The sequence below is a fragment of the Blautia sp. HCP3S3_C12 genome, from assembly GCF_052064155.1.
In the GTDB taxonomy this organism is placed as follows: domain Bacteria; phylum Bacillota; class Clostridia; order Lachnospirales; family Lachnospiraceae; genus Blautia_A.
In genome coordinates this window covers 12,349-36,285 of sequence record NZ_JBQHWC010000004.1, presented here as the reverse complement: position 1 = coordinate 36,285, position 23,937 = coordinate 12,349, and the positions used below count along the sequence as shown (strand labels likewise).

Here is a 23,937-nt window from a genome sequence, read left to right as displayed (position 1 = left end):
ATTTGTGAAGGATTACAAACAATGGTTGGTTGAGAGATTTATAATTGAACGGAAACGCTTTGACAGATCTGGTGTATATGCTTACACACAGCGTGCCATGGCATATAATTCCAATAAAATTGAAGGAAGCACACTTACTTCGGAACAGACAGCCTCTCTCTTTGACAATGGAACATTACCTCAAAGTGATGACTATTACAGAGCCAAAGATGTTGAAGAAATGAATGGCCATTTTCTTATGTTCAATTACATGCTTGATACCCTTGATGAAGAGTTGACACCGGAACTAATCAAACATCTGCATTATGAATTAAAGACCGGAGTATTCGAAGACAGAGCGAATGGATATGCAATTGGTGATTATAAAAAGCGTCCAAATATGGTAGGGATGTATCGAACAACGTTGCCACAGGATGTTGAGATGGAAATGAACCAATTACTAAAGTGGTACAGGGAACAGAATAAAAATATGGAAACTCTTGCAGAATTTCACGCCAGATATGAGGCGATTCATCCTTTTCAGGATGGAAATGGAAGAACCGGAAGGATGATCATGTTTCGGGAAAGTCTAAAGAACCCGGATATTCTTCCATTCATTGTATTGGATGAGAATCGAAGTCAATATATTGATGGACTTAAACAATACAGAGAAGAGCAGAAAGTAGACAAGCTTGTCTCATTAATGCAGAAAGAAGCTGAGGAATATTATCAGCAATGTAAATATTTTATGGGATAATGCATTTTGTACGAAAAATGCATTAAAACGTCTGGAGAAAATCTATGATCTGGCAGATGTGTATCATTGTGATAATATTGATCAGGTCAGTGAAGATTTTATTGCAGAGGCACACATACCAATAGGGACGTTCGATAATGTAAAGGAATGCAAATATTCAATTCCTTCTCATTGGGATATTGGAAAAGTATATAAACGCTTGATAAAACAAGTAGCTGCCAGCGAGAAAATTGAGATAGTTGATGCGCTAATCAAGGTTTATAGTTCTTTTATCAGCGAAAAAATAGATGATTAGTCAGTTTATATATGATCAGATTGTTAATCATGCAAAAAAATCTGTAAACCAAGCAAGCATTAATCAGAAAGATGTATTAGATTTTAACATATATCAGCCTCCACTTGATTTACAGAATGAATTTGCAGATTTTGTCCACCAAGTCAACAAATCTAAATTGTATAAAATTTCAACCCTACAATTCCCCTGCATCCCAGGGTGAAAACACATAAGATTCGGGAGGTGTCAGTATGACTAATTTTGATTTCCTGAAAAATGAACCAAAGTTTAAAGATTTTGCAGATGTAGCAATCTCTGCGGAAAGGATTTTTCAGTTTGATTATGCAGCATCTGTGCTTAACTGCAGACGGGCAATGGAATTTGCTGTCAAATGGATATATTCTGTGGACAGTGCCCTTGTCATGCCATGGGATGACAGACTGGTTAGTCTGATGAGTACAGATGAATTCAGGGATATTATTGATGCAGATCTTTTGAAACGTATGGAATTTATACGCAAAACAGGTAATTTTGCAGCCCATACCGGTCAGAAAGTAAAGAAAGAACAGGCAGAATTGTGTCTGCAAAATCTATATATTTTTCTGGATTTTGTTGCTTATTGTTACGCAGATCATTACACTGTCAGCAATTATGATTTTACATTACTGCAGGAAAACTCTGCTCATACAGCGGATCAGTCAGTTAGTCAGCCGGTCGGCGATCAGGCTGGTCAGTCAGAAACTGATCTGAAACTGGAACAATTGTTAAAGGAAAATGCGGCTCTGAGGGAAGAACTGACTGCCCGTCGTGAAGAACAGCAGCAGACATACGTGACTAAACCACTGGATATTTCAGAATATGAAACCCGAAAGATCTACATTGATTCTATGCTGCAGGATGCAGGATGGACTGAGGGACAGAACTGGATAAATGAATACAGGATTCCGGGTATGCCAAATAAGTCACAGGTCGGATATGCAGATTATGTTCTCCTTGGTGATGATGGTAAGATCCTGGCTGTAATAGAAGCCAAGAGAACCTGTGCAGATGTGGCAAAGGGCAGGCAGCAGGCGAAGCTTTATGCTGATCTGATTGAGCAGAAACAAGGCATAAGACCGGTGGTATTTCTTACCAATGGTTTTGATGTTCGTATCTGTGATAACCAGTATCCGGAGAGAAAAATTGCAGCAATTTATTCCAAACGGGATCTGGAAAAATTGTTTAATCTCAGACAGATGCGCTCAGGTCTGGGACAGATTTCCATAGACAAAAATATAGCAGGACGATATTATCAGGAGGCTGCGATTAAGGCTGTCTGTGACAGTTTTGACACCAGAAATCGCAGAAAAGCTCTCCTTGTTATGGCTACAGGTTCGGGAAAGACACGTACAGTTATTGCACTTTGTAAGGTATTGTCAGAGCAGGGATGGGTAAAAAATATTCTTTTCCTGGCAGATCGTAATTCACTGGTAACACAGGCTAAGCGAAGCTTTGTCAATTTGCTGCCGGATTTATCTGTTACAAATTTGTGCGAAGAGAAAGATAACTATGCAGCTCATTGTGTTTTTTCTACTTATCAGACCATGATAAACTGTATAGATACGATTCAGGACAAAGAGGGAAAATTGTTTACCTGCGGACATTTTGATCTGGTGATCTGTGATGAAGCACATCGTTCCATTTACAATAAATACAGGGATATTTTTAATTATTTTGACGCTCCGCTGATTGGGCTGACAGCTACTCCAAAAGATGAAATTGATAAAAATACCTATGAAATCTTTGAACTGGAGAACGGTGTCCCTACTTATGGCTATGAGCTTGCGCAGGCAGTAAAGGATGGTTATCTGGTTGACTTTATGTCTGTGGAGACTACACTGAAATTTATAGAGCATGGAATTGTATATGATGAATTATCTCCGGAAGATAAGGAAGCCTATGAGGATACCTTTGAGGATGAAAACGGTGAAATGCCGGACAGTATTGGCTCGGCAGCATTAAATGAATGGCTTTTTAATGAGGACACCATAAAGAAGGTTTTACATATCCTGATGACGAACGGATTAAAGATAGATTATGGAAACAAGATTGGAAAGACCATTATTTTTGCGAAAAATCACCGTCATGCAGAGAAAGTATATGAGGTGTTCGGAAAAGAATATCCACATTTGACAGGATATGCCATGGTGATTGATAATCGCCTGAAGTATGCACAGAGTGCGATTGATGAGTTTTCGGATCCGAAGAAGCTTCCTCAGATAGCAATCTCTGTAGATATGCTGGACACGGGAATTGATGTGCCGGAAGTTTTGAATCTGGTATTTTTTAAAAAGGTTATGAGTAAAGCAAAATTCTGGCAGATGATTGGGCGAGGTACCCGTTTGTGCCCGGCTCTGTTGGATGGAGAGGATAAGCAGAAATTCTATATTTTTGATTTCTGTGGAAATTTTGAGTTCTTCCGTATGAATAAGGGACGTGCCACTGCAAATATGATCGCGCTTCAGGGAGCAATTTTTCAACTGGAATTTGAGATTGCCTATAAATTGCAGGGAGCCGCTTATCAGACAGAACGATTGATTACCTATCGTAAATCTCTGGTAGAGCATATGGCTGGAAAGGTGCAGGAGTTAAACCGAGAAAATTTTGCGGTGCGTCAGCACTTAAAATATGTGGATATTTATGCTGTTGAAGAAAATTATAAGGTTCTTACTTATGAGGACACTCTGGCAGTGCGGGACGAATTATCTCCATTGATCAGACCTGAAAATGATGATGCGAAAGCTTTGCGTTTTGATGCTCTTCTGTATGGAATTGAACTGGCGTATCTGGCAGAAAAGAAATATGGACGTGGTCGAAAGGACCTGCTGAAGAAGGTTTCTGCACTGGCAGGAATTTCTAATATTCCGGAAATTATGATGCAGGCAGAACTGATAGATAAAATCCTTCACGGAGGATATCTGGACAATGCAGTGATAGCGAAGCTAAAAACCAATATTCCTTTAGACAGTAATGACGTAAGAACACTGGAAAAAATTCTGTGGAGCGAAGTGGGAACTAAGCAGGATTATGAGGCAGAATACGGAAAAAAACCACTTGGAGAATTTGTGCGTGAGATTGTAGGACTTGACATGAATGCTGCTAAGGCTGCCTTTGCACAATATCTGGATGATACCTGCCTGGACAGCAGACAGATTTATTTTGTGAATCAGATTGTGGAATATATTGTACATAATGGGATGCTGAAGGATCTCTCGGTTCTTCAGGAATCACCTTTTACGGACCAGGGCAGTATTGTGGACATATTTACGGATTTAAATGTATGGCTGGGAATCAGAAAAACCATAGAGCAGGTTAATGCTAATGCTCTTGCTGCGTAAATTTGTCAGTAGATTTGTCTGCAAATCAACCCTCAAAGTTATTCTTTACAACCAACTAAAAATATGATACCCTATTCTTTGTGAACTGGGGGCACCACTTTTCGCAGAATATTTCAGGCGCCGGATGATACTGGGATTGTATCGTCCGGCGCTTTTTTGACGTTTATTATAAATATTCCGGACAGCAGCTGCACAGATAAAGAGGGAGGCTGTCGGGAAGAAGGTGTCAGACCAAAGAAAGGAGACTTGCACATTGGTAAGGATCAACGGAGAAGAGAAAGCGATTGCCGGAAGAAATCTTCTGGAATATCTAAAAACTTCAGGATTTGAGCCGGATAAGGTAGTCGTGGAACGAAATCTGGAGATTGTTCCCAGGGATGAACTTGGAAATGTGACAATTCAGGAAGAGGATTCCATTGAAGTGCTGAGATTTGTAGGCGGAGGCTGAAAAGGACAAAAAATAACAATGACTAAATAACGAGGAGAACAAAATGGAAGATAAACTGATATTAGGTGGGAAAGAATTTAAGAGCCGTTTTATTCTGGGCTCAGGAAAATATAATCTGAATCTGATCAAAGCTGCTGTAGAACAGGGTGGGGCAGAGATTATCACTCTTGCGCTGCGCCGTGCAAATACAAGTGAAAGTGAAAATATACTGGACTATATCCCCAAGGGAGTTACACTGCTTCCTAACACCTCAGGTGCCAGAAATGCAGAGGAGGCTGTCAGGATCGCGCGACTGAGCAGAGCAATGGGATGTGGTGACTTTGTTAAAATAGAGATCATGCGTGATGCAAAATATCTGTTTCCGGATAACCAGGAAACCATAAAGGCAACAGAAATTCTGGCAAAGGAAGGCTTTGTAGTGCTGCCGTATATGAATCCGGACCTGAATGTGGCGAGAGATCTGCAGAATGCAGGGGCAGCTGCTGTAATGCCTCTTGCTTCTCCTATTGGAAGCAATAAGGGACTGGCAACAAAAGCAATGATCCAGATCCTGATCGATGAAATTGATCTGCCGATCATCGTGGATGCAGGAATCGGAAAGCCTTCCCAGGCATGTGAAGCAATGGAAATGGGAGCTGCTGCGATCATGGCCAATACAGCCATTGCCACTGCAGGAAATATACCGGATATGGCGGAAGCCTTTAAGCTTGCAATTCAGGCAGGAAGAAAAGCATATCTTACAGGAATGGGAAGAGTGCTTGCGAGAGGCGGAAGTGCGTCAGATCCGCTGACGGGCTTTTTGCGATAGGAGGGAAGAAAGTCATGAACGAAGAAAATCAGGTATATTTTGTAGACAGTGACAAGCTTCCGCCTGCAGCCCTGGAAAGAAAGCACCGTCTGGAACAGGATCCGTCCTTCCGTACAGACCATATGAAATATATGGACGGAATGCAGGTAATAGAATCGGATATCAAAGACAAGGTGCTGAAGGCTATGGATGAGTATGATTATAATCTGTATACAGCCAATGATGTTGAGAGGGCTCTTTCTCATGAAACATGCACCATAGAGGATTTTAAGGCATTGTTATCTCCGGCGGCTGCACCCTATCTGGAACAGATGGCAAGAAAGGCAGAGGAACTGACAAAGAATCATTTTGGAAATACAGTTTACATTTTTACTCCTATTTATATTGCCAATTACTGTCAGAATTACTGTATTTATTGCGGCTTCAACTGCTACAACAATATACGCAGAAAAAAACTGACCTATGAAGAAATTGAACATGAGATGCAGGTCATTGCAGAGACAGGAATGGAAGAAATACTTATCCTTACCGGTGAGAGCAGGGCATATTCAGATGTTTCTTATATTGGAGAGGCGGTTAAGATCGCACGGAAATATTTCAAAAATATAGGGATCGAAATTTATCCGGTCAATGTAGAGGAATACAGATATCTCCATGAATGTGGTGTGGATTATGTAACTGTTTTTCAGGAAACCTATAATACGGATAAATACGAAACACTGCATCTGATGGGGCACAAGCGTGTATGGCCATATCGGTTTGATTCCCAGGAACGTGCATTGATGGGCGGAATGAGAGGTGCAGGCTTTTCTGCTCTTCTGGGACTGGATGATTTCCGGAAGGATGCACTGGCAACTGCTCTCCATGTATATTACATCAACCGAAAATATCCTCATGCAGAGCTTTCTTTAAGCTGTCCCCGTCTGCGTCCTATTGTAAATAATGATAAGATCAATCCCAGAGATGTGGGAGAGAAAGAGCTTTGCCAGGTATTATGTGCCTACAGGCTGTTTCTTCCGTTTGCAGGAATTACCGTGTCCAGCCGGGAAAGTGCTGTTTTTCGAAATGGCATTACAAAAATCTGTGCTACGAAAGTATCAGCAGGGGTATCTACCGGCATTGGCGATCATGAAGAAAAATATGAGGGTAAGGAAGATGCAGATGCAGGGGATGAACAGTTCGAGATCAATGATTCCCGGTCCTTTGCTTCTATGTACCAGGATATGGAACAGGGAGGTCTGCAGCCGGTTCTGAACGATTATATATATGTGTAACAAGACTATCAGACAGATAGATTAAAAATTATAAGAACAGCAGGATGATCTGGCATTTAGCCGATGATACTGCTGTTTTTTGAATGAAATCCGGAGATTGGCTGTGAACAGTGACATTGGGACAAAAATATGGTATACTGATACCTATGATGTCAGAGAGAAAATAAGATGTTAAAATATATGGAAATACTTAATTGTAAGAGAGGACAATCATTTGAAGAATTTTGAAGAGTTAATGACAGAGGGAAAGAGCCGGATGGAAGCCAGGAGAGATGAACTGATCAGAAAAAATCTGCTGTCGGATGAGTTTTTGGAATTAATTCAAAAGAATAAAAAACCCTTTGATCTGCTCATGTCTTATTATCAGTGTGCGATTATGGAGATTGAGACAAAATTCAAGGTATTGAACCAGGAATATTCTCTGGAATACGATAAAAATCCTATTGAAGGCATTAAAACAAGGATCAAATCCTATGACAGTCTGGTGCGTAAGATCAGGAGAAAAAATATCCCCATGTCTCTGGCTTCCATAGAAGAAAATATTAAAGACATTGCAGGTGTCCGGGTGATCTGTTCTTTCCCGGAGGATATCTATGAGCTGGCAGACAGTTTCCTGAAGCAGGATGATATTGTACTGATCGAGAAGAAAGATTATATAAAAAATCCTAAACCAAGTGGCTACCGCAGTCTTCATCTGATCGTACAGGTACCGATCTTTCTGCAGAAAAATAAAAAGATGGTAAATGTGGAGGTACAGTTCCGCACGATTGCCATGGATTTCTGGGCGAGTCTGGAGCATAAGCTGCGTTACAAAAAAGATATCCCCGAGGATCAGGCACAGCAGCTGCAGGAAGAGCTTCTTGCCTGCGCTACCCAAAGTGCCCAGCTGGATGAACGGATGCAGGAGATCAGAAATCAGCTGGTCAGTAAATTCGGAGAGTAGCCCTAAAAGTACAGACTGCTGAATATTTGCAAAGAAATACAAAATAAAAGAGAGTACGTTGAAAGGAAAATTATGGAAAATCAATCACAGACCCCACACAAGAGGCGCGTTCGCTACAAAGGAAAATATCCCAGAAAATTTGAGGAAAAGTATAAGGAGCTTCAGCCTGAGAAATATAAAGATACCATTGAACATGTGATCCAGAAGGGAAATACTCCGGCAGGAATGCATATCTCCATTATGGTACAGGAAATTCTTGATTTCCTGAAAATCCAACCGGGGGAAATCGGCTTTGATGCAACCTTAGGGTATGGCGGCCATACTAAAGCCATGCTCCAGTGTCTGGAGGGCAAAGGCCACATTTATGCTACAGATGTGGATCCTGAGGAATCTGCCAAAACAAAAAAACGTCTGGCAGAGCTGGGCTTTGGTGAGGATCTGCTTACTGTGCGCCTTCAGAATTTCTGCACAATTGATGAAATTGCCAGAGAGGTAGGAGGTTTTGATTTTATTCTGGCTGACCTGGGTGTTTCTTCTATGCAGATTGATAATCCCAAAAGAGGTTTTTCTTTTAAAGTGGATGGGCCGCTGGATCTGAGACTGAATCAGGAGAGCGGAATCAGTGCTGCCCAGCGTCTGGATACTATCACCAGAGATGAGCTGGCAGGGATGCTTTATGAGAATTCCGATGAACCTTATTGCGAAGAGATTGCTAAGGCTATTACAGATGAGGTTCGCAAGGGAAAACGTATAGACACAACCACAAAGCTTCGCCAGATAATTGAGAAAACTCTGGATTTTCTTCCGGAAAAGGAGAAAAAGGATACAGTTAAAAAGACCTGTCAGAGAGTTTTTCAGGCACTGCGTATTGATGTAAACCATGAGTTTGAAGTTCTTTATGAATTTATGGAGAAGCTTCCGGATGCTTTGAAACCAGGCGGACGAGTGGCAATCCTTACCTTCCATTCCGGAGAGGACAAGCTGGTAAAGAAAGCTCTGAAGGAAGGATACAGAGAGGGAATTTACTCAGATTATGCAAAAGATGTGGTTCGTCCATCCGCCCGGGAATGTGCTCAGAATGGAAGGGCCAGATCTACAAAAATGCGTTGGGCAGTGAAGTGCTGACATAGAGAAAGTTCCTTATTTCAGGAACTTTCTCAATAATTTTTCATAAATTTTTTTATATGGCTGATATCTCATTGGCAGATCCAGCCATGTTTTTTTGTCTACAATACTCTTATAGTGGGAGAAAGTATGAAAACCGTCTTTGCCATGGTAGGAACCCATTCCGCTTTCGCCAAAGCCGCCAAATCCCATCTCACTGGTTGCCAGATGGATGATGGTATCATTGATGCATCCGCCTCCGAATCCGCATTGGGAAGTAACTTTTTCCGCAGCTTCTTTGTCGGAGGTGAAGATATATAATGCCAGAGGATGTGCCATGGAGTTGACCTTTTCGATGGCCTCATCCAGGGAATCATAGGTCAGCACAGGAAGCACAGGACCGAAGATTTCCTCCTGCATTACTGCATCCTCGAAGGTTACATTGTCCATAACAGTAGGAGCAATCTGAAGAGTTTCCGGATTGCTGTCACCGCCGCAGACTACCTTGTCGGGATCGATTAGAGTGCAGATACGAGTAAAGTGCTTTTCATTAATAATCTTTCCATAATTTTTATTATTCAGAGGTGCGGAACCAAACTGTTTTCTGATCTGTTTCTGAATCTGGCGGATCAGTTCATCCTTGATTTCTCTGTGGCAGTAAATATAATCAGGTGCTACACAGGTCTGACCACAGTTAAGATATTTTCCAAATACAATTCTTCTGGCCGCGAGTTTCAGGTTGGCACTTTTCTCCACAATGCAGGGGCTTTTTCCGCCCAGCTCCAGGGTAACCGGAGTCAGATGTACAGATGCTTTTGCCATTACTTCCCTGCCAACATGCTGGCTTCCTGTAAAGAAAATATAGTCAAAATGTTCATTGAGAAGAGTGTTATTTTCCGCACGTCCGCCGTTTACCACAGCCACATACTGGGGATCAAAACATTCGGTGATAATGGTTTCAATCACCCGGCTGGTGTGAGGAGAGTAGGCACTTGGCTTCAGCACAACTGTATTTCCGGCTGCAATCGCATCGATCAGCGGATCAATAGTGAGCAGGAAGGGATAATTCCATGGGCTCATAACCAGGACTACACCATAAGGAGATGGCTTCTTATAGCTTCTGGAAGCGAACTGGGCAAGGGGTGTCAGTACTGCTTTTTCTTTTGCATAGGAAGGTGTATGGCGGATCATATAGCTGAGTTCTGAGAGCACAAGTCCCACTTCGCACATATAGGATTCAAAGTTACTTTTTCCAAGATCACGTTTCAGTGCTTCATTGATCAGTGGTTCATATTTCTGAATACAGGTCTTTAAGTTTTTTAAGGCATCCAGCCTTTTTTCTACCGGTAGGGTGGCACCTGTGTAAAAATAGCTGCGCTGTTTCTGAACGATTTCTTTAATTTCTGTTTCTGTCATAATACACAATCTCCTTTTTTAGAAGTCAGAGACATCAGCATGTAATAAAATTTCTCCAGTTCAGAGGCATCCATAAGCTTCGGCACAGGATACAGAGGATTGGCCTCTTTATCTGCATAATGGGCAAGCTTGGGGATATCTGTTTCCTGAATTTCATTTACAATATTTACGATTCCAAATCGCTCTTTCATTTCTTCAATTGCCTGGATAAAAAGCTCTGCTGCTTCATGGTCCGGTGTATTTTTATCTGCAAGTCCTGCTGCAATGGCAAGTTTATGGAGCTTTTTGTCAATGCAGGAGCCATATTCCCTAAGCACCAGCGGCAGCAGAATGGCATTGGCAAGTCCATGGGGAACGTTGTACTGTCCGCCCAGGGAATGAGCCACTGCATGAACATATCCTACATAGGATTTGGTAAAAGCACAGCCTGCATAGAAGGAGGCGTGGAGCATATTTCGTCTTGCCTGAATATTATCGCCATGCTCATAGGCAATGTCTATATTTTCAAAAATCAGTTTTACCGCTTTTAATGCATCCCTGCGTGTATCAATGGTGGTGGAATTGCCGATGTATGCCTCCACTGCGTGAGTCAGGGCATCCATACCTGTAGTTGCGGTGATAAATGGGGGCAGGCTTAAGGTAACCTTAGGATCCAACACAGCATAGCGGGGAATCAGCGGGAAATCGTTGATTGCGTATTTATATCTGGTGTCTGCATCTGTGATCACAGCGGCGAGCGTAGTCTCACTTCCTGTTCCGGCAGTGGTTGGAACTGCCATGAGAAGAGGAAGCTTCTTATGTACCTTCAGGATTCCCTTCATCTGAGCCAGAGACTGATTAGGTTTGACCGTACAGGCACCGACTGCCTTGGCACAGTCCATGCTGGAACCGCCGCCGAAACCGATGATGGCATCACAGCCTTCCCTATGGTAAAGCTCCAGGGCTTCGCGGACATTGACAGTAGTAGGGTTGGCAACTGTTTTATCATAAATAGTATAGGGAATGCCAGCCTCTTTTAAAGCTTTTTCCAGTCTTCTGGTAAGTCCAAGTTTCATGATACCGCCATCTGTAATGATCAATACATGAGTGCATTTGTGGCGCATGATGATTTCAGGGAGTTCTTTGACGCTTCCTGCGATTTTAGGTTTTCTGTAAGGTAAAAAGGGAATTGCAATGTGAAAAGCTTTCTGAAAAGCCCTGCAATATATTTTTCTGAGAGTGTTCATGGATAATTCCTTTCTTGGGGGCAGCCTGCTGTTTTGCAGACTGCCGGACAGCAGTTACTTCAGAAAAATATAACAAGGTAAAAAAGAAAAGTCAATATATTTTGATAATCAAAATTATAAACAGGACAAGACATACCAATGAAGTAAGTTTATACTAACCTGAAGTTAACGCTGTATAACAATACTGTAAAACAGCAGTGTTATATTAAAAAAATTTGCTCCACAGCAAGTGATATGAGGGAGGAATGAAAAATGTTTCTGCAGATACAGGGGATTAAGAAGTCTTTTGGTGCAGGGGACAGCCGGGTGGATGTGCTGAAGGGACTGGATCTTGACATTGAGAGAGGAGAGTTTTGTGTGCTTCTGGGGCCGTCTGGCAGATATGTCAGAGAAGAAACTGTCTTTGTACAGACGTAAGCATCTGGGATATATTTTTCAGATGTATAATCTGATTCCCAATCTTACAGTGCGGGAAAATATAGAAGTGGGAGCCTATCTCAGTGATAAGCCTCTGGATGTAGATGAATTGCTCCATACGCTGGGAATCTATGAGCACCAGAGAAAGCTTCCCAATCAGCTTTCCGGCGGTCAGCAGCAGAGGACTGCTATCGGCAGAGCGATTGTGAAGAATCCGGACATTCTTCTCTGCGATGAGCCTACAGGAGCCCTGGATTATAATACCTCCAAGGAAATCCTGAAGCTGATCGAGACGGTAAATCAGAAATACGGCAACACCATCGTCATGGTAACACACAACGATGCCATCAAGGATATGGCTGACCGGGTGGTGAAGCTTCGCGATGGGATGATTCGTAAAAATTACATGAATGAACATAAGATCCCGGCAGCAGAGTTGGACTGGTAAGGAGGCATATAATGAAAAATCCTTTACGCAAACGTCTGCCCAGAGAACTGAAGGGGGAACTGGGAAAATATCAGTATATGCTTCAGATTCCGGCCAGCGCAGTAAGCGGAAATAAATTTGACGGTCTGATCTCTCTGCTGGAGTTTCAAAGAATAAAAAAAGTGCCTATGGATGAGGCACTGAAGAATGTAGAATAATGGAAAATACTGTGATATCAGATTATAAAACAGGTGCGGCAGGCAATGAAAAATTGTCTGCCACACTTGTTTTTGGAATAAAGCGGATCATCGAAGCTTATCAGGAAATGTCGTCCCTGGTAATGTTTTTGGCCCATTCACCCTTGCGGTAGTGTCCGATCACCCAGGGCCATTTCACAAATTCGTCTGTGCACAGCAGGAAATATACCCACAATACAGGCAGCTTCAGGACAAAGGCAGACAGAAATCCCAGAGGCACTCCATACAGCCACATATCAATGGTATCGCAGATCAGGCCGAATTTTGTATCTCCCCCTGCCCGGAAAATCCCGGCGATCAGAGCTGTGTTTACTGCAGAGCCTGTAATATAGTAGCTGTTGATAAGAAGCATATATTTCAGGTAATGCATGGCAGTATCATTCAGAGAGGCAAATCGCATGATCAAAGGAGAAGCAGCCAATACAGCCAGACCACCGAAGATACTTGCAACCACAGTTGCCTTCAGCATGCGGGAAGCATATTCCTTTGACTGAGCAAGCTTTCCTTCGCCCATTGTTTTTCCAAGCATGATCGTACCTGCACTGGCAATCCCATAACAAAATACGGAACCGATATTGCGCACTACAGTTACCAGTGAGTTGGCAGCTACAGCGTCTGAACCCAGATGACCCAGGATTACAGAATACATGGCAAAGCCTACACCCCAGCTTACATCATTGCCAAGCGCAGGCAGGGATAGGCGAATAAAATCCTTCAGAAGGGATTTGCTGCGGACAAATATAAATCTGGGGTTCAGCCGCACATCTTTACTGAAGAAGGAAATAATAAAGCATCCCAGTAATTCCACAAGTCTTGAGGATGCAGTGGCAATGGCAACACCTGCAGCCCCAAGTTTGGGTGCGCCAAACAGCCCGAAGATAAAGACTGCATTAAGGATGATATTCAATACAAAGGCCAGGAGATTCAGGATCATACAGACAGTTACCCGTCCGATGCTGCGCAGGATAGACAGATATATTTCTGTAATACTCCAGCACAGATAGGTGATTCCCATGATCCGCAGATAGGAGGCTCCGATCCTGATAAGCTCAGGATCGGAGGTGAAAATCTGCATCATTTTGTCCGGCATGGTAAAGGCAATCAGGGCCACCAGCAGAGAAATTACCAGGGAAAAACGCAGGGCAATTCCCTCGATAATATGTATGGCTTTCAGATCCTTTTTGCCAAAATACTGGGCACACAGAAGGGAAGCCCCGGTGCCCACTCCGTAATATACCATAAAGAGTACATTGGAATAGTTGGCAGCCAGTGACACTGCGGAAATAGAAGACTGTCCCACGTAATTGAGCATGACAACATCGCAGGAACTTACTGCAGCGCTAAGCAGATTCTGGATAATAATTGGAATAGATAATTTCAGCAGCTGCCGGTTAAAATTATTATGGTTGATATTTGTATCGTTCATGTTGCTTCTCCTGAATAATTATGAGAACTGTAAATATCTGTGCGCAAAAAAACCATATCTGCAGATAATAGACAGATATGGCTTTTCCAGACAGTTAAAATTGTAAACTGTACAGATCTCTTTACAGGCTGGTAAGGTCGATTCTGTAGTTGTCAGCACCTTCGCCGTCAACTGTATAATATGCAGCTTTCTGATCTGCATTGATGTATACGTTGATCTCCTTGCCGGAAATTTCCTTTGCATCCATATCTTTTTTCACTGCTTCTTCAATAGCTGTCATGGTAACTGCACAGCCAGGTAACTCAATTGTTGTTTCTGCGATTTTCTTTGTTTCCATTTTCTGTGCAACTTCCTTTACTGTTTTGTTTACTGTAGCTTTTGCTTCTTCGATCACTTCAGGAGCTTTATCGATAGCTTTTTCAACAGTTTCTTTTGCCAGCTCGGTAGCTTTTGTGGTAGCTTCTTTGATAGTAGCAGTTGTTTTTGCAGCAGTTGTTTTAGCGGCATTGGTTCTTGTAGTTGATTTTTTTCTCATAAAATTCCTCTCCTCGATTCTAACTGTGCGGTAACCATTCATCAGTCAGCCATTCTCTAAAGTCGCTGAACAGTTACGGTAGTGTCAATATTTTCCTGTCAACCGTACCACAAAAAACTCATATTGTCAAATTTTAACTAAACTGCGGAGCAGTTATTCGGTGTAGAGCTACGTAGCGAAGCGGATTGCGAATATCCGCTTGATTGTGAAGCATCAGAACCTGTGTTATACTGAAATAAAATACAATAATTGACAGCCTGGAAAACAGGCTTTGACAGAGGTGCATATGAAAAAAAATGAAATCTATATTAAAAGTGGAACAGAATACAAAGAAATGACAAAAGAACTTCTGGAGCAGTGTGATCTGGCAGAACAGATCTTATCTCCGGATTTGCAGATCGGGATCAAGCCCAACCTGGTTTCACCTACAGAAGCTTCCTGGGGAGCTACCACTCATCCGGAGATAGTGGCAGGTATCATTGAATATCTTCAGGAAAAAGGATTCGCTAAAATTGCCATGCTGGAAGGTTCCTGGGTGGGAGACAAAACCACAGAAGCCTATGAACTTTGTGGTTACAGGGAGCTTTCCGAAAAATATCAGGTTCCTTTCTGGGATATGCAGAAGGACACAGGCGTGGACAGAGACTGCGGCGGCATGGATCTGAAAATCTGCAGCAGTGTAGAGAAAATTGATTTCCTGATCAATGTTCCTGTTCTGAAAGGACATTGCCAGACAAAAATCACCTGTGCACTAAAAAATATGAAGGGTCTGATCCCCAATACAGAAAAGAGGAGATTTCATGCCCTTGGCCTCCATAAACCTATCGCTCATCTGAACATGGGAATCCATCAGGATTTTATTGTGGTAGATAATATCTGCGGAGATCTTGATTTTGAGGACGGAGGAAATCCGGTAGTGATGAACCGTATATGGGCAGGGATGGATCCGGTTCTCATAGATGCCTATGTATGTCAGGTTATGCATTATCAGACAAGTGATGTGCCATATGTAAAACTGGCGGAGGAGCTGGGAGCAGGAAGTGCAGATCTGGCACAGGCGGAAATTATTTTCTGCGAAGAAACTGCAAAAAAGACTCTGCCTAAATCCAGAAAAGTGGTGGAATTACAGGATGCAGTGGAAGAAGTGGAATCCTGCAGTGCCTGCTATGGCTATCTGATCCCGGCTCTGGAAATGTTGAAAAATGACGGTCTTTTTGAAAAACTGGATACCAAGATATGCATCGGCCAGGGATATCGTGGCAAAACAGGAAAACTGGGTGTGGGTGCCTGCACCTGCAGGTTTGAGCATAATCTGAATGGATGCCCGCCTACAGAAAATCAGATTTATGAATTTCTGAAGGAATATATCGAGAATTTTTTACAGTAGACAGTTGCTTTTGATCTATGATAGAATCAAAATAGTAATCTGTTTCTGAAGATAATGAAAGAAAGGGTTCTATCATGCTGAAAATTAAAAATTATGTAAAGGTAAACAGTCTGGAAGAAGCTTATGAGCTGAACCAGAAAAAAACGGCGAAAATCCTGGGAGGAATGGTGTGGATGAAAATGGGAAACCGAAATCTGACCACTGCCATTGACCTGTCCGGGCTGAGGCTGGATCAGATTACAGAGAATGATCAGGAATTTGTGATCGGATGTATGACTTCTCTTCGTGACCTGGAGACAAATGAGGCTCTGAATACATACACTGGCGGAGCTATGAGGGAAAGTCTGCGTCATATTGTGGGAGTACAGTTCCGTAACTGTGCCACTGTAGGCGGCAGTATTTACGGAAGATTTGGTTTCTCCGATGTACTGACCATGTTTCTTGGCATGGACAGCTATGTGGAGCTTTTCCATGGAGGACGTATCCCGCTGACTGAATTTGTGAATATGAAAAAGGACAATGACATTCTGGTAAATATGATTATAAAAAAGGTTCCTCTTACAGTCTGCTATCTGAGTCAGAGAAATACGAAGACAGATTTTCCTGTGCTCACCTGTACCGCATCTCTGATCAACGGATGTCCCCGTACAGTCATCGGGGCAAGACCTGCCAGAGCTATGGTTGTGGAGGATACACAGGGGCTTTTGTCCGGCTTTGATACAATGAACAGAGAAGAAAAGATACAGTCCATCCACGGCTTTGCTGAATATGCGGCAAAGAGCGTGCCTGTTTCCGGCAACATGAGAGCTTCTCAGGAATATCGTAGTCTGCTTGTGCAGGTTCTCACAAGAAGAGCCTGGGAGACTGTAGGAGGTGTAAGTGATGAAAATTGAATTCTGGCTCAATGGAGTAAAGCGTCAGGAGGAAATCCAGCCGGATACCCTTCTGCTGGATTTTCTCAGGGAAAAGGGCTGCTATAGTGTAAAGAGAGGCTGTGAAACAGCGAACTGCGGATTGTGTACAGTACTGATGGATGAGAAACCGGTTCTTTCCTGTTCCACACTGGCTGCCCGGGCAGATGGCAAAAAGGTTGTAACACTGGAGGGAATGCAGAAGGAAGCCCAAGAGCTGGGAACCTTTATTGCAAATGAAGGCGCAGAGCAGTGTGGTTTCTGCAATCCGGGATTTATCATGAACACCTTTGCCATGTTAAAGGAGCTTACAGATCCCACAGAGGAGCAGATCAAGGAATATCTTTCCGGTAATCTGTGTCGCTGTTCCGGATTTGTTTCACAGACAAGAGGAATACTGAAATTCCTTCAGTATAAAAAAGCACAGGAGGAAGCATAAAATGAAATATGTAAATCAGCCAGTCCCCAAAATAGATGCCATGGCTCTGGTGACCGGAAAACCTGTATATACAGATGACCTGGCACCAAAGGACTGCCTTATTATCAAGATATTAAGAAGCCCCCATGCAAATGCCTGGGTGGAGGAGATAAAGACAGAAAATGCTGCAAAGGTAGCGGGAATTGCCTGCATCCTTACCTGGCAGGACGTACCTCAGAAGCGTTTTACCCTGGCAGGACAGACCGCTCCGGAGATGAGCCCGGATGACCGTCTGATCCTGGACCGCCATGTGCGTTTTGTGGGAGATGCTGTTGCCATTGTAGCAGGTGAGACAGAGGCCGCAGTAGACCTGGCATTAAAGAGAATTAAAGTAAAATATAAAGTAGAGACTCCTGTTCTGGATATTCACCAGGCAAAGGATAATGCTATTCTGGTTCATCCTGAGGATGACTGGAAACTGAAAATCCCTCTGGGAGGAGACAATAAACGAAACCTCTGTGCTTTGGCTGTTGAGGAAGAGGGAAATGTAGATGAAGTGCTGGCGGAATGTAAATATACAGTAGAACAGACCTATCATACAAAAGCAAACCAGCAGACTATGATGGAGACCTTCCGCACAGCCTGCTACATGGATCATTTTGGCAGACTTACAGTTCTTTCTTCTACTCAGATTCCCTTCCATGTGCGCAGGATCGTGGGCAGGGCACTGGATATTCCGGCATCGAAGGTGCGTGTGATCAAGCCCAGGATCGGAGGAGGTTTTGGAGCAAAGCAGACCTCCATCAGTGATATTTATCCGGCTATTGTAACCTGGAAGACAGGCCGTCCTTCCAAGATCGTTTTCTCCAGATACGAATCCATGATCTGTTCTTCTCCACGCCATGAGATGGAAATCACAGTCCGTGTGGGAGCAGATGAGAATGGTATTGTTAAGGCCATTGATGTGCATACTCTGTCCAACACCGGTGCCTACGGTGAGCATAGCTCCACTACAGTAGGTTTAAGTGGGCATAAGTCCATTGCCCTGTACAGACATACAGCAGCCTATCGTTTTTCCTTTGATGTAGTGTATACCAATATGCAGGCTGCAGGTGCCTACAGAGGATATGGGGCTACACAGGGAATTTATGCAGTGGAGTCTGCAGTAAATGAACTGGCACACAAAATGGGAATGGATCCTGTAAAGATCAAGGAACTGAACATGCCTCTGGAGGGAGGACCCCTGCCAGGCTATCATGATGTTCCTTATGCTCAGAGCTGTACCATGGACCGCTGTATGGCCAGAGCAAAGGAAATGATGAACTGGGATGCCAAATATCCATGCCGGGATATGGGCAACGGCAAAGTCCGTGGAGTAGGTGTGGCCATGGCAATGCAGGGCTCATCAATTGCAGCGTTGGATGTAGGCGGTGCAGATATCAAGCTTAATGAGGATGGCTCTTATACTTTGGCACTGGGCTGTTCAGACATGGGTACCGGTTGTGACACGATTCTGTCCCAGATCGCTGCAGAATGTCTGGAAACACCTATGAACAATATTGTAGTATTCAGCGTGGATACTGATATTTCACCCTATGATTCCGGATCCTACGCCTCTGCTACTACCTACACGACAGGAATGGCAGTAGTCAAAGCCTGCCAGGATCTGCGGGCTAAAATCTGTGAGGTAGGCGCTGAGATGCTGGAAGCAGATAAGGCAGAGGTAGATTTTGACGGTTCCTTTGTTTACTGCACAGAGGAAGAGAGCAGACGAGTTTCTCTGGAAGCCATAGCACTGAAGGGAACCTGCTTTAACAATACAGAACTCCAGGTGGTCAGACAGCATTCCTCACCTCTTTCTCCTCCGCCGTTTATGGTTGGTATGGCAGAGGTGGAAGTGGATACGGAGACAGGAAGTGTAGAATTACTGGATTATGTGGCAGTGGTTGACTGCGGTACACCGATCAATCCAAACCTTGCCCGCGTGCAGACTGAGGGAGGTCTGGTACAGGGAATCGGAATGGCCTTAAGCGAGGATGTACAGTACACAGAGAAGGGAAAAATCCGCAATAACTCCTTCATGCAGTACAAGATCCCTACCAGAGAGGACATTGGGGATATCCGGGTAGACTTTGAATGCAGCTATGAAAAGACAGGACCTTTTGGTGCCAAGTCTATCGGAGAGCTGGTAATCGATACTCCATGCCCGGCTATTGCAGAAGCAGTCTATAATGCTACAGGAGTGCGCGTAAGGGAGCTTCCCATCCTGCCTGAGAAAATTGCCATGGGCATTCTGAAAAAGAAAGGCTTAAAATAAATCATGCAGATGATGGTAAAGGGAGTACTGGCAGGCTTCTGGCTCATTTTTGTACCCACAGCTGCCGGGATTCCATTTGTAAAGAAAAAGAAAGACTATACGCTGGGTGAAAGCTTTCTGGCAGGACTTCTGCTTATGCTGGCAGTGGCACAGCTTCTTATCCTGCCGGGGATTTTCCGAAAATTATCCTTACATCTGGTGACACTTTTGTTTGCTTTAGTAATGGGGCTTTGTGCAGCCTATGGCCTGTACGGGTTTGCCGGCAGTGCAGGTCCTTATGGAAAAAGACTGAGAAAATCCATTCCGGAAATTTCTCCCTGGATGTGGATCGCAGCAGGAGTGATACTGGTGCAGATTGGTGTATGCGTATATTATGCCCATATGGACGCTGACGATGCCTTTTATGTGGCAACAGCCACGACCTCTGTGCATACAGATTCCATATTTGCATATAATCCCTATTCAGGGGCTGAATATGCAGTTTTGCCCAGAAGATATGTGCTCTCACCCTTTCCGGTGCTTCTGGCTGTGATCAGTCAGCTGTCGGGAGGTCTTCATCCGGCTGTGACTGCACACACCATTTATCCTGTGGTATTTCTGCTGGCTGCCTATCTGGTGTATCACCAGTTTGGCAGACTGTGGTTTGCGGAAAAAAGAAGAGAGCAGGGGGTGTTTCTGCTTTTTTGTGCTGTGATCATCTGGTTTTCCGGATTTTCTGTATATACGGGAGGCAATTTTCTGCTGGTGCGTATCTGGCAGGGAAAAGCAGTGCTGGCAGCAGTGATTTTGCCCTTCCTTATCTATCTTGGGTTTGTTCTGATGCTGGAAGACCAGCCGGAATACCCGTGGCTTCTTCTGGCGCTGGCCAATCTGGCAGCCTGCCATGTTTCCTCTATGGGGATTATGCTGGCCCCTGTTGTGACAGGCCTGTTTGTACTGCTGGCATTGGTGAAGAACCGTTCTCCTCGGAGATTTCTCTATGGGATTTTGTGCTGTATGCCATCCCTGCTTCTGGGCGGTGTATATTTATGCCTGTGAGCAGGGTAAATCCCGTGAATACAAAGGAACTGCTGTATGCAACAGCGGATAAAGGAGAACAGACACTATGGATAATGTAGTACATTATATAATTTTCTGGTGGGAGCAGTACTGGGGCAGCAGCTGGTACCCATATCTGTGGGCAGCAGCATTTTTGTATCTGCTGATTTTTGAGAGAAAGAGAAAAAATACAGGTTATCTGATCGCTTTTCAGTGTCTTCTGTGCTTTTTATATTTTTGCCCTGTGACAGCTGCCTTAATCCAGAAATGTATCGGAGGTCTGGTATACTGGAGAGTGATCTGGCTCTTTCCGGTAGTGCCTGCACTGGCGCTGGTGGTGACCTCCCTTCTGTCCAGGATCGGAAAAAAGGGCCTGCAGGCAGTTTTTGTAATTGCCTGTGTGGGAATTCTGGCTGTAAGTGGCACCAGTGTATGGAGTGCCGGAAATTATGTGAAGGTGTCCAATCATCAGAAGGTTCCGGAGGAAGCAGCGCAGGTCGCCAATATACTTCTGGCTGAAAGAAGTGCAGAGGATTCACTGATCGCTGCGGATAACAGTATTGCACCTTATCTGAGAGTATATGACCCATCCTTTCAGCTTGCCTTCGGCAGAGATGGCAGGGGTGCCCGTTCCAGAAATGCCAGACATCTGTACACAAGGATGAGTGCAGAAGAACCTGATTATAAGGTAATAGGAAAGAGGGCAAGGAAAGAGAAGGTTCAGTTTCTCGTATTGCAGCTTTCGCAGGAACAGAAGGAAGAAGCCTTTGCAGCTATGGAACATTACGGATATAAATGGGTGACTGCTGTAAATGATTATAATATTTTCCGTTTTCCTATTGCCAAATCCGGAGAAAGCTGATAAAGTAAACAAATAGAGAGTTGTCTGGTGTCTCCCGGAGGAGAGTGCAGGTAGCTTCACATAACAACAGAATAATATGTAATGATAGAGGCGCGGGATTCATCAGTATGCCGGGAAATATGACATGACAGTCATCCGGTGAAAGGGAAGACCGCCGAAGGAATCAGGCCAGTCAGGAGGAGGATTCCTGGGATGACGCAGAATATGCGTCGTACTGTCACCCGGGTGAAGCGCTATCAAAGTAACTTAAGCAGAATAGTTGCCATGAATGTGTTTCGTACGCATTCATGGCTTTTTTAATCGAATCAAGTAAGTCCCCTGCTTCAATTGCGAATATCCGCTTGATCTCTGAAAAGATTGCCCTGTGGATCCGGAGAAATTTACATATTATCTCAAGGAAACAAAAAGAGGGAGGAAAAAATGAGAAACAATCTGAAAAAAGTATCACTTTTTCTGTCAATGGTCATGCTCTTTGTGCTGGCATCACCACTGACAGTACTTGCAGCAGAGGAATCATCCGCTGCATCAGCAAAATTTTACGGCACATTCTGGTCACTGGTACCACCGCTGGTAGCAATCGCGCTGGCACTGATCACCAAAGAGGTATACAGCTCTTTGTTTGTGGGAATCCTGGTGGGCGCCCTGTTTTATTCAAATTTCAGCTTTGAAGGAACCGTTCTCCATGTTTTCCAGGGAGGGATGATCAGTGTCCTTACAAGCGCTTATAACATGGGTATCCTGATCTTCCTGGTAATCCTGGGAGCAATGGTATGCCTGATGAACAGAGCAGGAGGTTCAGCAGCCTTTGGACGCTGGGCAAGTAAGAGGATCAAAACCAGAGCTGGAGCAGAGCTTGCTACAATTGTTCTGGGTGTCCTGATCTTTATTGATGATTATTTTAACTGCCTGACAGTAGGAAGCGTTATGCGTCCGGTAACAGATAAGCATAACGTATCCCGTGCAAAGCTGGCATATCTTATTGATGCCACAGCAGCGCCGGTTTGTATCATTGCCCCTATTTCTTCATGGGCAGCAGCAGTCAGCGGTTTTGTAGAAGGAGAGGATGGAATTTCTCTTTTTGTACGTGCTATTCCATACAACTTTTATGCATTGCTTACCATTTTCATGATGGTTGCTATGGTATTGATGAAGGTGGAATTCGGCCCTATGGGAGTTCATGAGACCAATGCATTAAAGGGAGATATTTATACCACTGCCTCCCGTCCATACGCCAATACGGAGGAGGATGCAAACGGCAATCCAAGAGGAAAGGTAATCGACCTGCTGATTCCGATTATCTGCCTTGTAGTGTGCTGTGTTATCGGAATGATCTACACAGGCGGCTTTTTCAGCGGAACTGATTTTGTAACTGCTTTTTCCCAGAGTGATGCTTCTGTAGGCCTGGTACTGGGAAGCTTCTTTGCTCTGATTATTACAATTGTTCTTTATATGGTTCGCCGTGTTATGAATTTCAGAGATTGTCTGGCATGTCTGCCGGATGGATTTAAAGCAATGGTACCTGCTATTCTGATCCTGACCTTTGCATGGACACTGAAAGCAATGACAGACAGCCTGGGCGCATCTGAATTTGTAGCCGGAGTAGTACAGGCATCAGCAGGCGGATTTATGAATTTCCTGCCGGCAATTATCTTTGTGATCGGCGCAGTGATCGCTTTTGCTACAGGTACCTCCTGGGGAACCTTTGGTATCCTGATCCCTATTGTGGTAAATGTATTCTCAGGAACCAACCATGAACTGATGATCATTTCTATTTCAGCATGTATGGCAGGTGCAGTATGCGGAGATCATTGTTCTCCTATTTCTGATACAACGATCATGGCTTCTGCAGGTGCTCAGTGTGATCATGTAAATCATGTATCCACCCAGCTTCCTTATGCAATAGTGGCAGCAGTGGTGTCCTTTCTGTCTTATATAGTAGCAGGCTTTGTGCAGACACCGTGGATCGCACTTCCGGTATCTGCAATTCTGATGATCATTACCCTGGTTATTATCAGAATCAAATTTGATGATTTGAAAACAGAATAATCTGATCTGTCAGGAGGCGCTTTCACCAGAAGGTGCCTCTTGATATAATATGAGAGAAGTTGTTTGCGAAAATGTACAAATAGTCTGGAAGTTTCATGCATTTGAGTATATTCGTAAAAAAAACTTTACATTTATCGGGCTCTGTGATAGAATCATGATAACTGATTGAGAACATCTTTGACAAATAAAATTCAGATGATCAAATTATGTTACTTGCACCTGTAGCTCAGTGGATAGAGCAGTGGTTTCCGGTACCATGTGCGGGGGTTCGATTCCCTTCAGGTGTACTG

19 protein-coding genes, 1 tRNA gene, 2 pseudogenes and 1 riboswitch are annotated in these 23,937 nt (G+C 43.7%); of the genes and pseudogenes, 18 read left to right on the top strand and 4 right to left on the bottom strand.

The features are described 5' to 3' along the window. The first annotated feature begins 4 nt into the window (after positions 1 to 4). The 8 genes and pseudogenes from ACTNDS_RS05605 (at position 5) to rsmH (ending at position 8,985) form a co-directional block, all read left to right on the top strand. Positions 5 to 736 (top strand): Fic family protein, encoded by a 732-nt coding sequence (locus ACTNDS_RS05605; RefSeq protein ID WP_441034300.1) that lies wholly within the window; start codon positions 5 to 7, stop codon positions 734 to 736. Between the two features lie 25 nt (positions 737 to 761). Next, a pseudogene (locus ACTNDS_RS05600) lies at positions 762 to 1,028 on the top strand (hypothetical protein); the annotation flags it as partial. Between the two features lie 233 nt (positions 1,029 to 1,261). Next, the gene (locus ACTNDS_RS05595) at positions 1,262 to 4,387 is read left to right on the top strand and encodes a DEAD/DEAH box helicase family protein (protein ID WP_441034298.1); all 3,126 of its coding nucleotides are present in this window, start codon (positions 1,262 to 1,264) and stop codon (positions 4,385 to 4,387) included. A 253-nt stretch (positions 4,388 to 4,640) separates the two neighbouring features. Further along, positions 4,641 to 4,835: a sulfur carrier protein ThiS gene (gene thiS / locus ACTNDS_RS05590; RefSeq protein WP_019161955.1), complete on the top strand. Its 195-nt coding sequence runs from the start codon at positions 4,641 to 4,643 to the stop codon at positions 4,833 to 4,835. Positions 4,836 to 4,878: 43 nt separating this feature from the next. Continuing rightward, positions 4,879 to 5,643 (top strand): thiazole synthase, encoded by a 765-nt coding sequence (locus tag ACTNDS_RS05585; RefSeq protein ID WP_019161954.1) that lies wholly within the window; start codon positions 4,879 to 4,881, stop codon positions 5,641 to 5,643. Positions 5,644 to 5,657: 14 nt separating this feature from the next. Further along, complete coding sequence (thiH, locus tag ACTNDS_RS05580; RefSeq protein ID WP_441034295.1) at positions 5,658 to 6,917, top strand: 2-iminoacetate synthase ThiH; 1,260 nt, start codon at positions 5,658 to 5,660, stop codon at positions 6,915 to 6,917. 235 nt (positions 6,918 to 7,152) lie between these two features. Further along, positions 7,153 to 7,860 carry a GTP pyrophosphokinase gene (locus ACTNDS_RS05575; protein ID WP_441034501.1) on the top strand — a complete coding sequence of 236 codons (708 nt, stop codon included), beginning with the start codon at positions 7,153 to 7,155 and terminating at the stop codon, positions 7,858 to 7,860. A gap of 72 nt (positions 7,861 to 7,932) precedes the next feature. Continuing rightward, positions 7,933 to 8,985, top strand: coding sequence for a 16S rRNA (cytosine(1402)-N(4))-methyltransferase RsmH (gene rsmH / locus ACTNDS_RS05570; protein ID WP_441034293.1), 1,053 nt, complete (start codon positions 7,933 to 7,935; stop codon positions 8,983 to 8,985). Positions 8,986 to 9,000: 15 nt separating this feature from the next. On the opposite strand, the gene ACTNDS_RS05565 is transcribed toward rsmH, so the two are convergent. Together ACTNDS_RS05565 and ACTNDS_RS05560 are read right to left on the bottom strand one after the other, a co-directional pair. Beyond that, entirely contained in the window at positions 9,001 to 10,380 is a 1,380-nt protein-coding gene (locus ACTNDS_RS05565) for an aldehyde dehydrogenase (RefSeq protein WP_441034291.1), read from the bottom strand. Continuing rightward, a complete protein-coding gene (locus tag ACTNDS_RS05560) occupies positions 10,377 to 11,606 on the bottom strand; it encodes an iron-containing alcohol dehydrogenase (protein WP_441034289.1) in 1,230 nt (409 codons plus the stop codon). Before ACTNDS_RS05560 ends, ACTNDS_RS05565 begins: the two co-directional genes overlap by 4 nt. Before the next feature lie 252 nt (positions 11,607 to 11,858). Between ACTNDS_RS05560 and ACTNDS_RS05555 the strand changes: the two are divergent. Next, positions 11,859 to 12,471: pseudogene (locus ACTNDS_RS05555) on the top strand (ABC transporter ATP-binding protein). Between the two features lie 11 nt (positions 12,472 to 12,482). Then, positions 12,483 to 12,668: a hypothetical protein gene (locus ACTNDS_RS05550; protein WP_441034287.1), complete on the top strand. Its 186-nt coding sequence runs from the start codon at positions 12,483 to 12,485 to the stop codon at positions 12,666 to 12,668. 100 nt (positions 12,669 to 12,768) lie between these two features. Here the strand turns inward: ACTNDS_RS05550 and ACTNDS_RS05545 are convergent, their stop codons facing one another. Together ACTNDS_RS05545 and ACTNDS_RS05540 are read right to left on the bottom strand one after the other, a co-directional pair. Beyond that, a complete protein-coding gene (locus ACTNDS_RS05545; protein ID WP_441034285.1) occupies positions 12,769 to 14,133 on the bottom strand; it encodes an MATE family efflux transporter in 1,365 nt (454 codons plus the stop codon). A 121-nt stretch (positions 14,134 to 14,254) separates the two neighbouring features. Next, positions 14,255 to 14,668: a DUF6465 family protein gene (locus ACTNDS_RS05540; RefSeq protein WP_433844549.1), complete on the bottom strand. Its 414-nt coding sequence runs from the start codon at positions 14,666 to 14,668 to the stop codon at positions 14,255 to 14,257. Between the two features lie 286 nt (positions 14,669 to 14,954). Between ACTNDS_RS05540 and ACTNDS_RS05535 the strand changes: the two genes are divergently transcribed. From ACTNDS_RS05535 to ACTNDS_RS05500, 8 genes are all read left to right on the top strand, one after another. Next, complete coding sequence (locus ACTNDS_RS05535) at positions 14,955 to 16,055, top strand: DUF362 domain-containing protein (RefSeq protein WP_441034283.1); 1,101 nt, start codon at positions 14,955 to 14,957, stop codon at positions 16,053 to 16,055. 74 nt (positions 16,056 to 16,129) lie between these two features. Then, entirely contained in the window at positions 16,130 to 16,948 is an 819-nt protein-coding gene (locus ACTNDS_RS05530; protein ID WP_441034281.1) for an FAD binding domain-containing protein, read from the top strand. Then, a complete protein-coding gene (locus ACTNDS_RS05525) occupies positions 16,938 to 17,405 on the top strand; it encodes a (2Fe-2S)-binding protein (RefSeq protein WP_173743419.1) in 468 nt (155 codons plus the stop codon). Before ACTNDS_RS05530 ends, ACTNDS_RS05525 begins: the two co-directional genes overlap by 11 nt. Position 17,406: 1 nt before the next feature. Continuing rightward, positions 17,407 to 19,701: a xanthine dehydrogenase family protein molybdopterin-binding subunit gene (locus ACTNDS_RS05520; RefSeq protein WP_433844545.1), complete on the top strand. Its 2,295-nt coding sequence runs from the start codon at positions 17,407 to 17,409 to the stop codon at positions 19,699 to 19,701. A gap of 3 nt (positions 19,702 to 19,704) precedes the next feature. Next, entirely contained in the window at positions 19,705 to 20,739 is a 1,035-nt protein-coding gene (locus ACTNDS_RS05515; protein ID WP_441034278.1) for a DUF6077 domain-containing protein, read from the top strand. 67 nt (positions 20,740 to 20,806) lie between these two features. Next, positions 20,807 to 21,601: a hypothetical protein gene (locus tag ACTNDS_RS05510; RefSeq protein ID WP_441034276.1), complete on the top strand. Its 795-nt coding sequence runs from the start codon at positions 20,807 to 20,809 to the stop codon at positions 21,599 to 21,601. A gap of 77 nt (positions 21,602 to 21,678) precedes the next feature. Continuing rightward, positions 21,679 to 21,845, top strand: a riboswitch (Lysine riboswitch). A gap of 176 nt (positions 21,846 to 22,021) precedes the next feature. Continuing rightward, a complete protein-coding gene (locus ACTNDS_RS05505) occupies positions 22,022 to 23,647 on the top strand; it encodes a Na+/H+ antiporter NhaC family protein (protein ID WP_441034274.1) in 1,626 nt (541 codons plus the stop codon). 215 nt (positions 23,648 to 23,862) lie between these two features. Continuing rightward, a tRNA-Arg gene (locus ACTNDS_RS05500) sits at positions 23,863 to 23,934 on the top strand. The last annotated feature ends 3 nt before the right edge of the window (positions 23,935 to 23,937 follow it).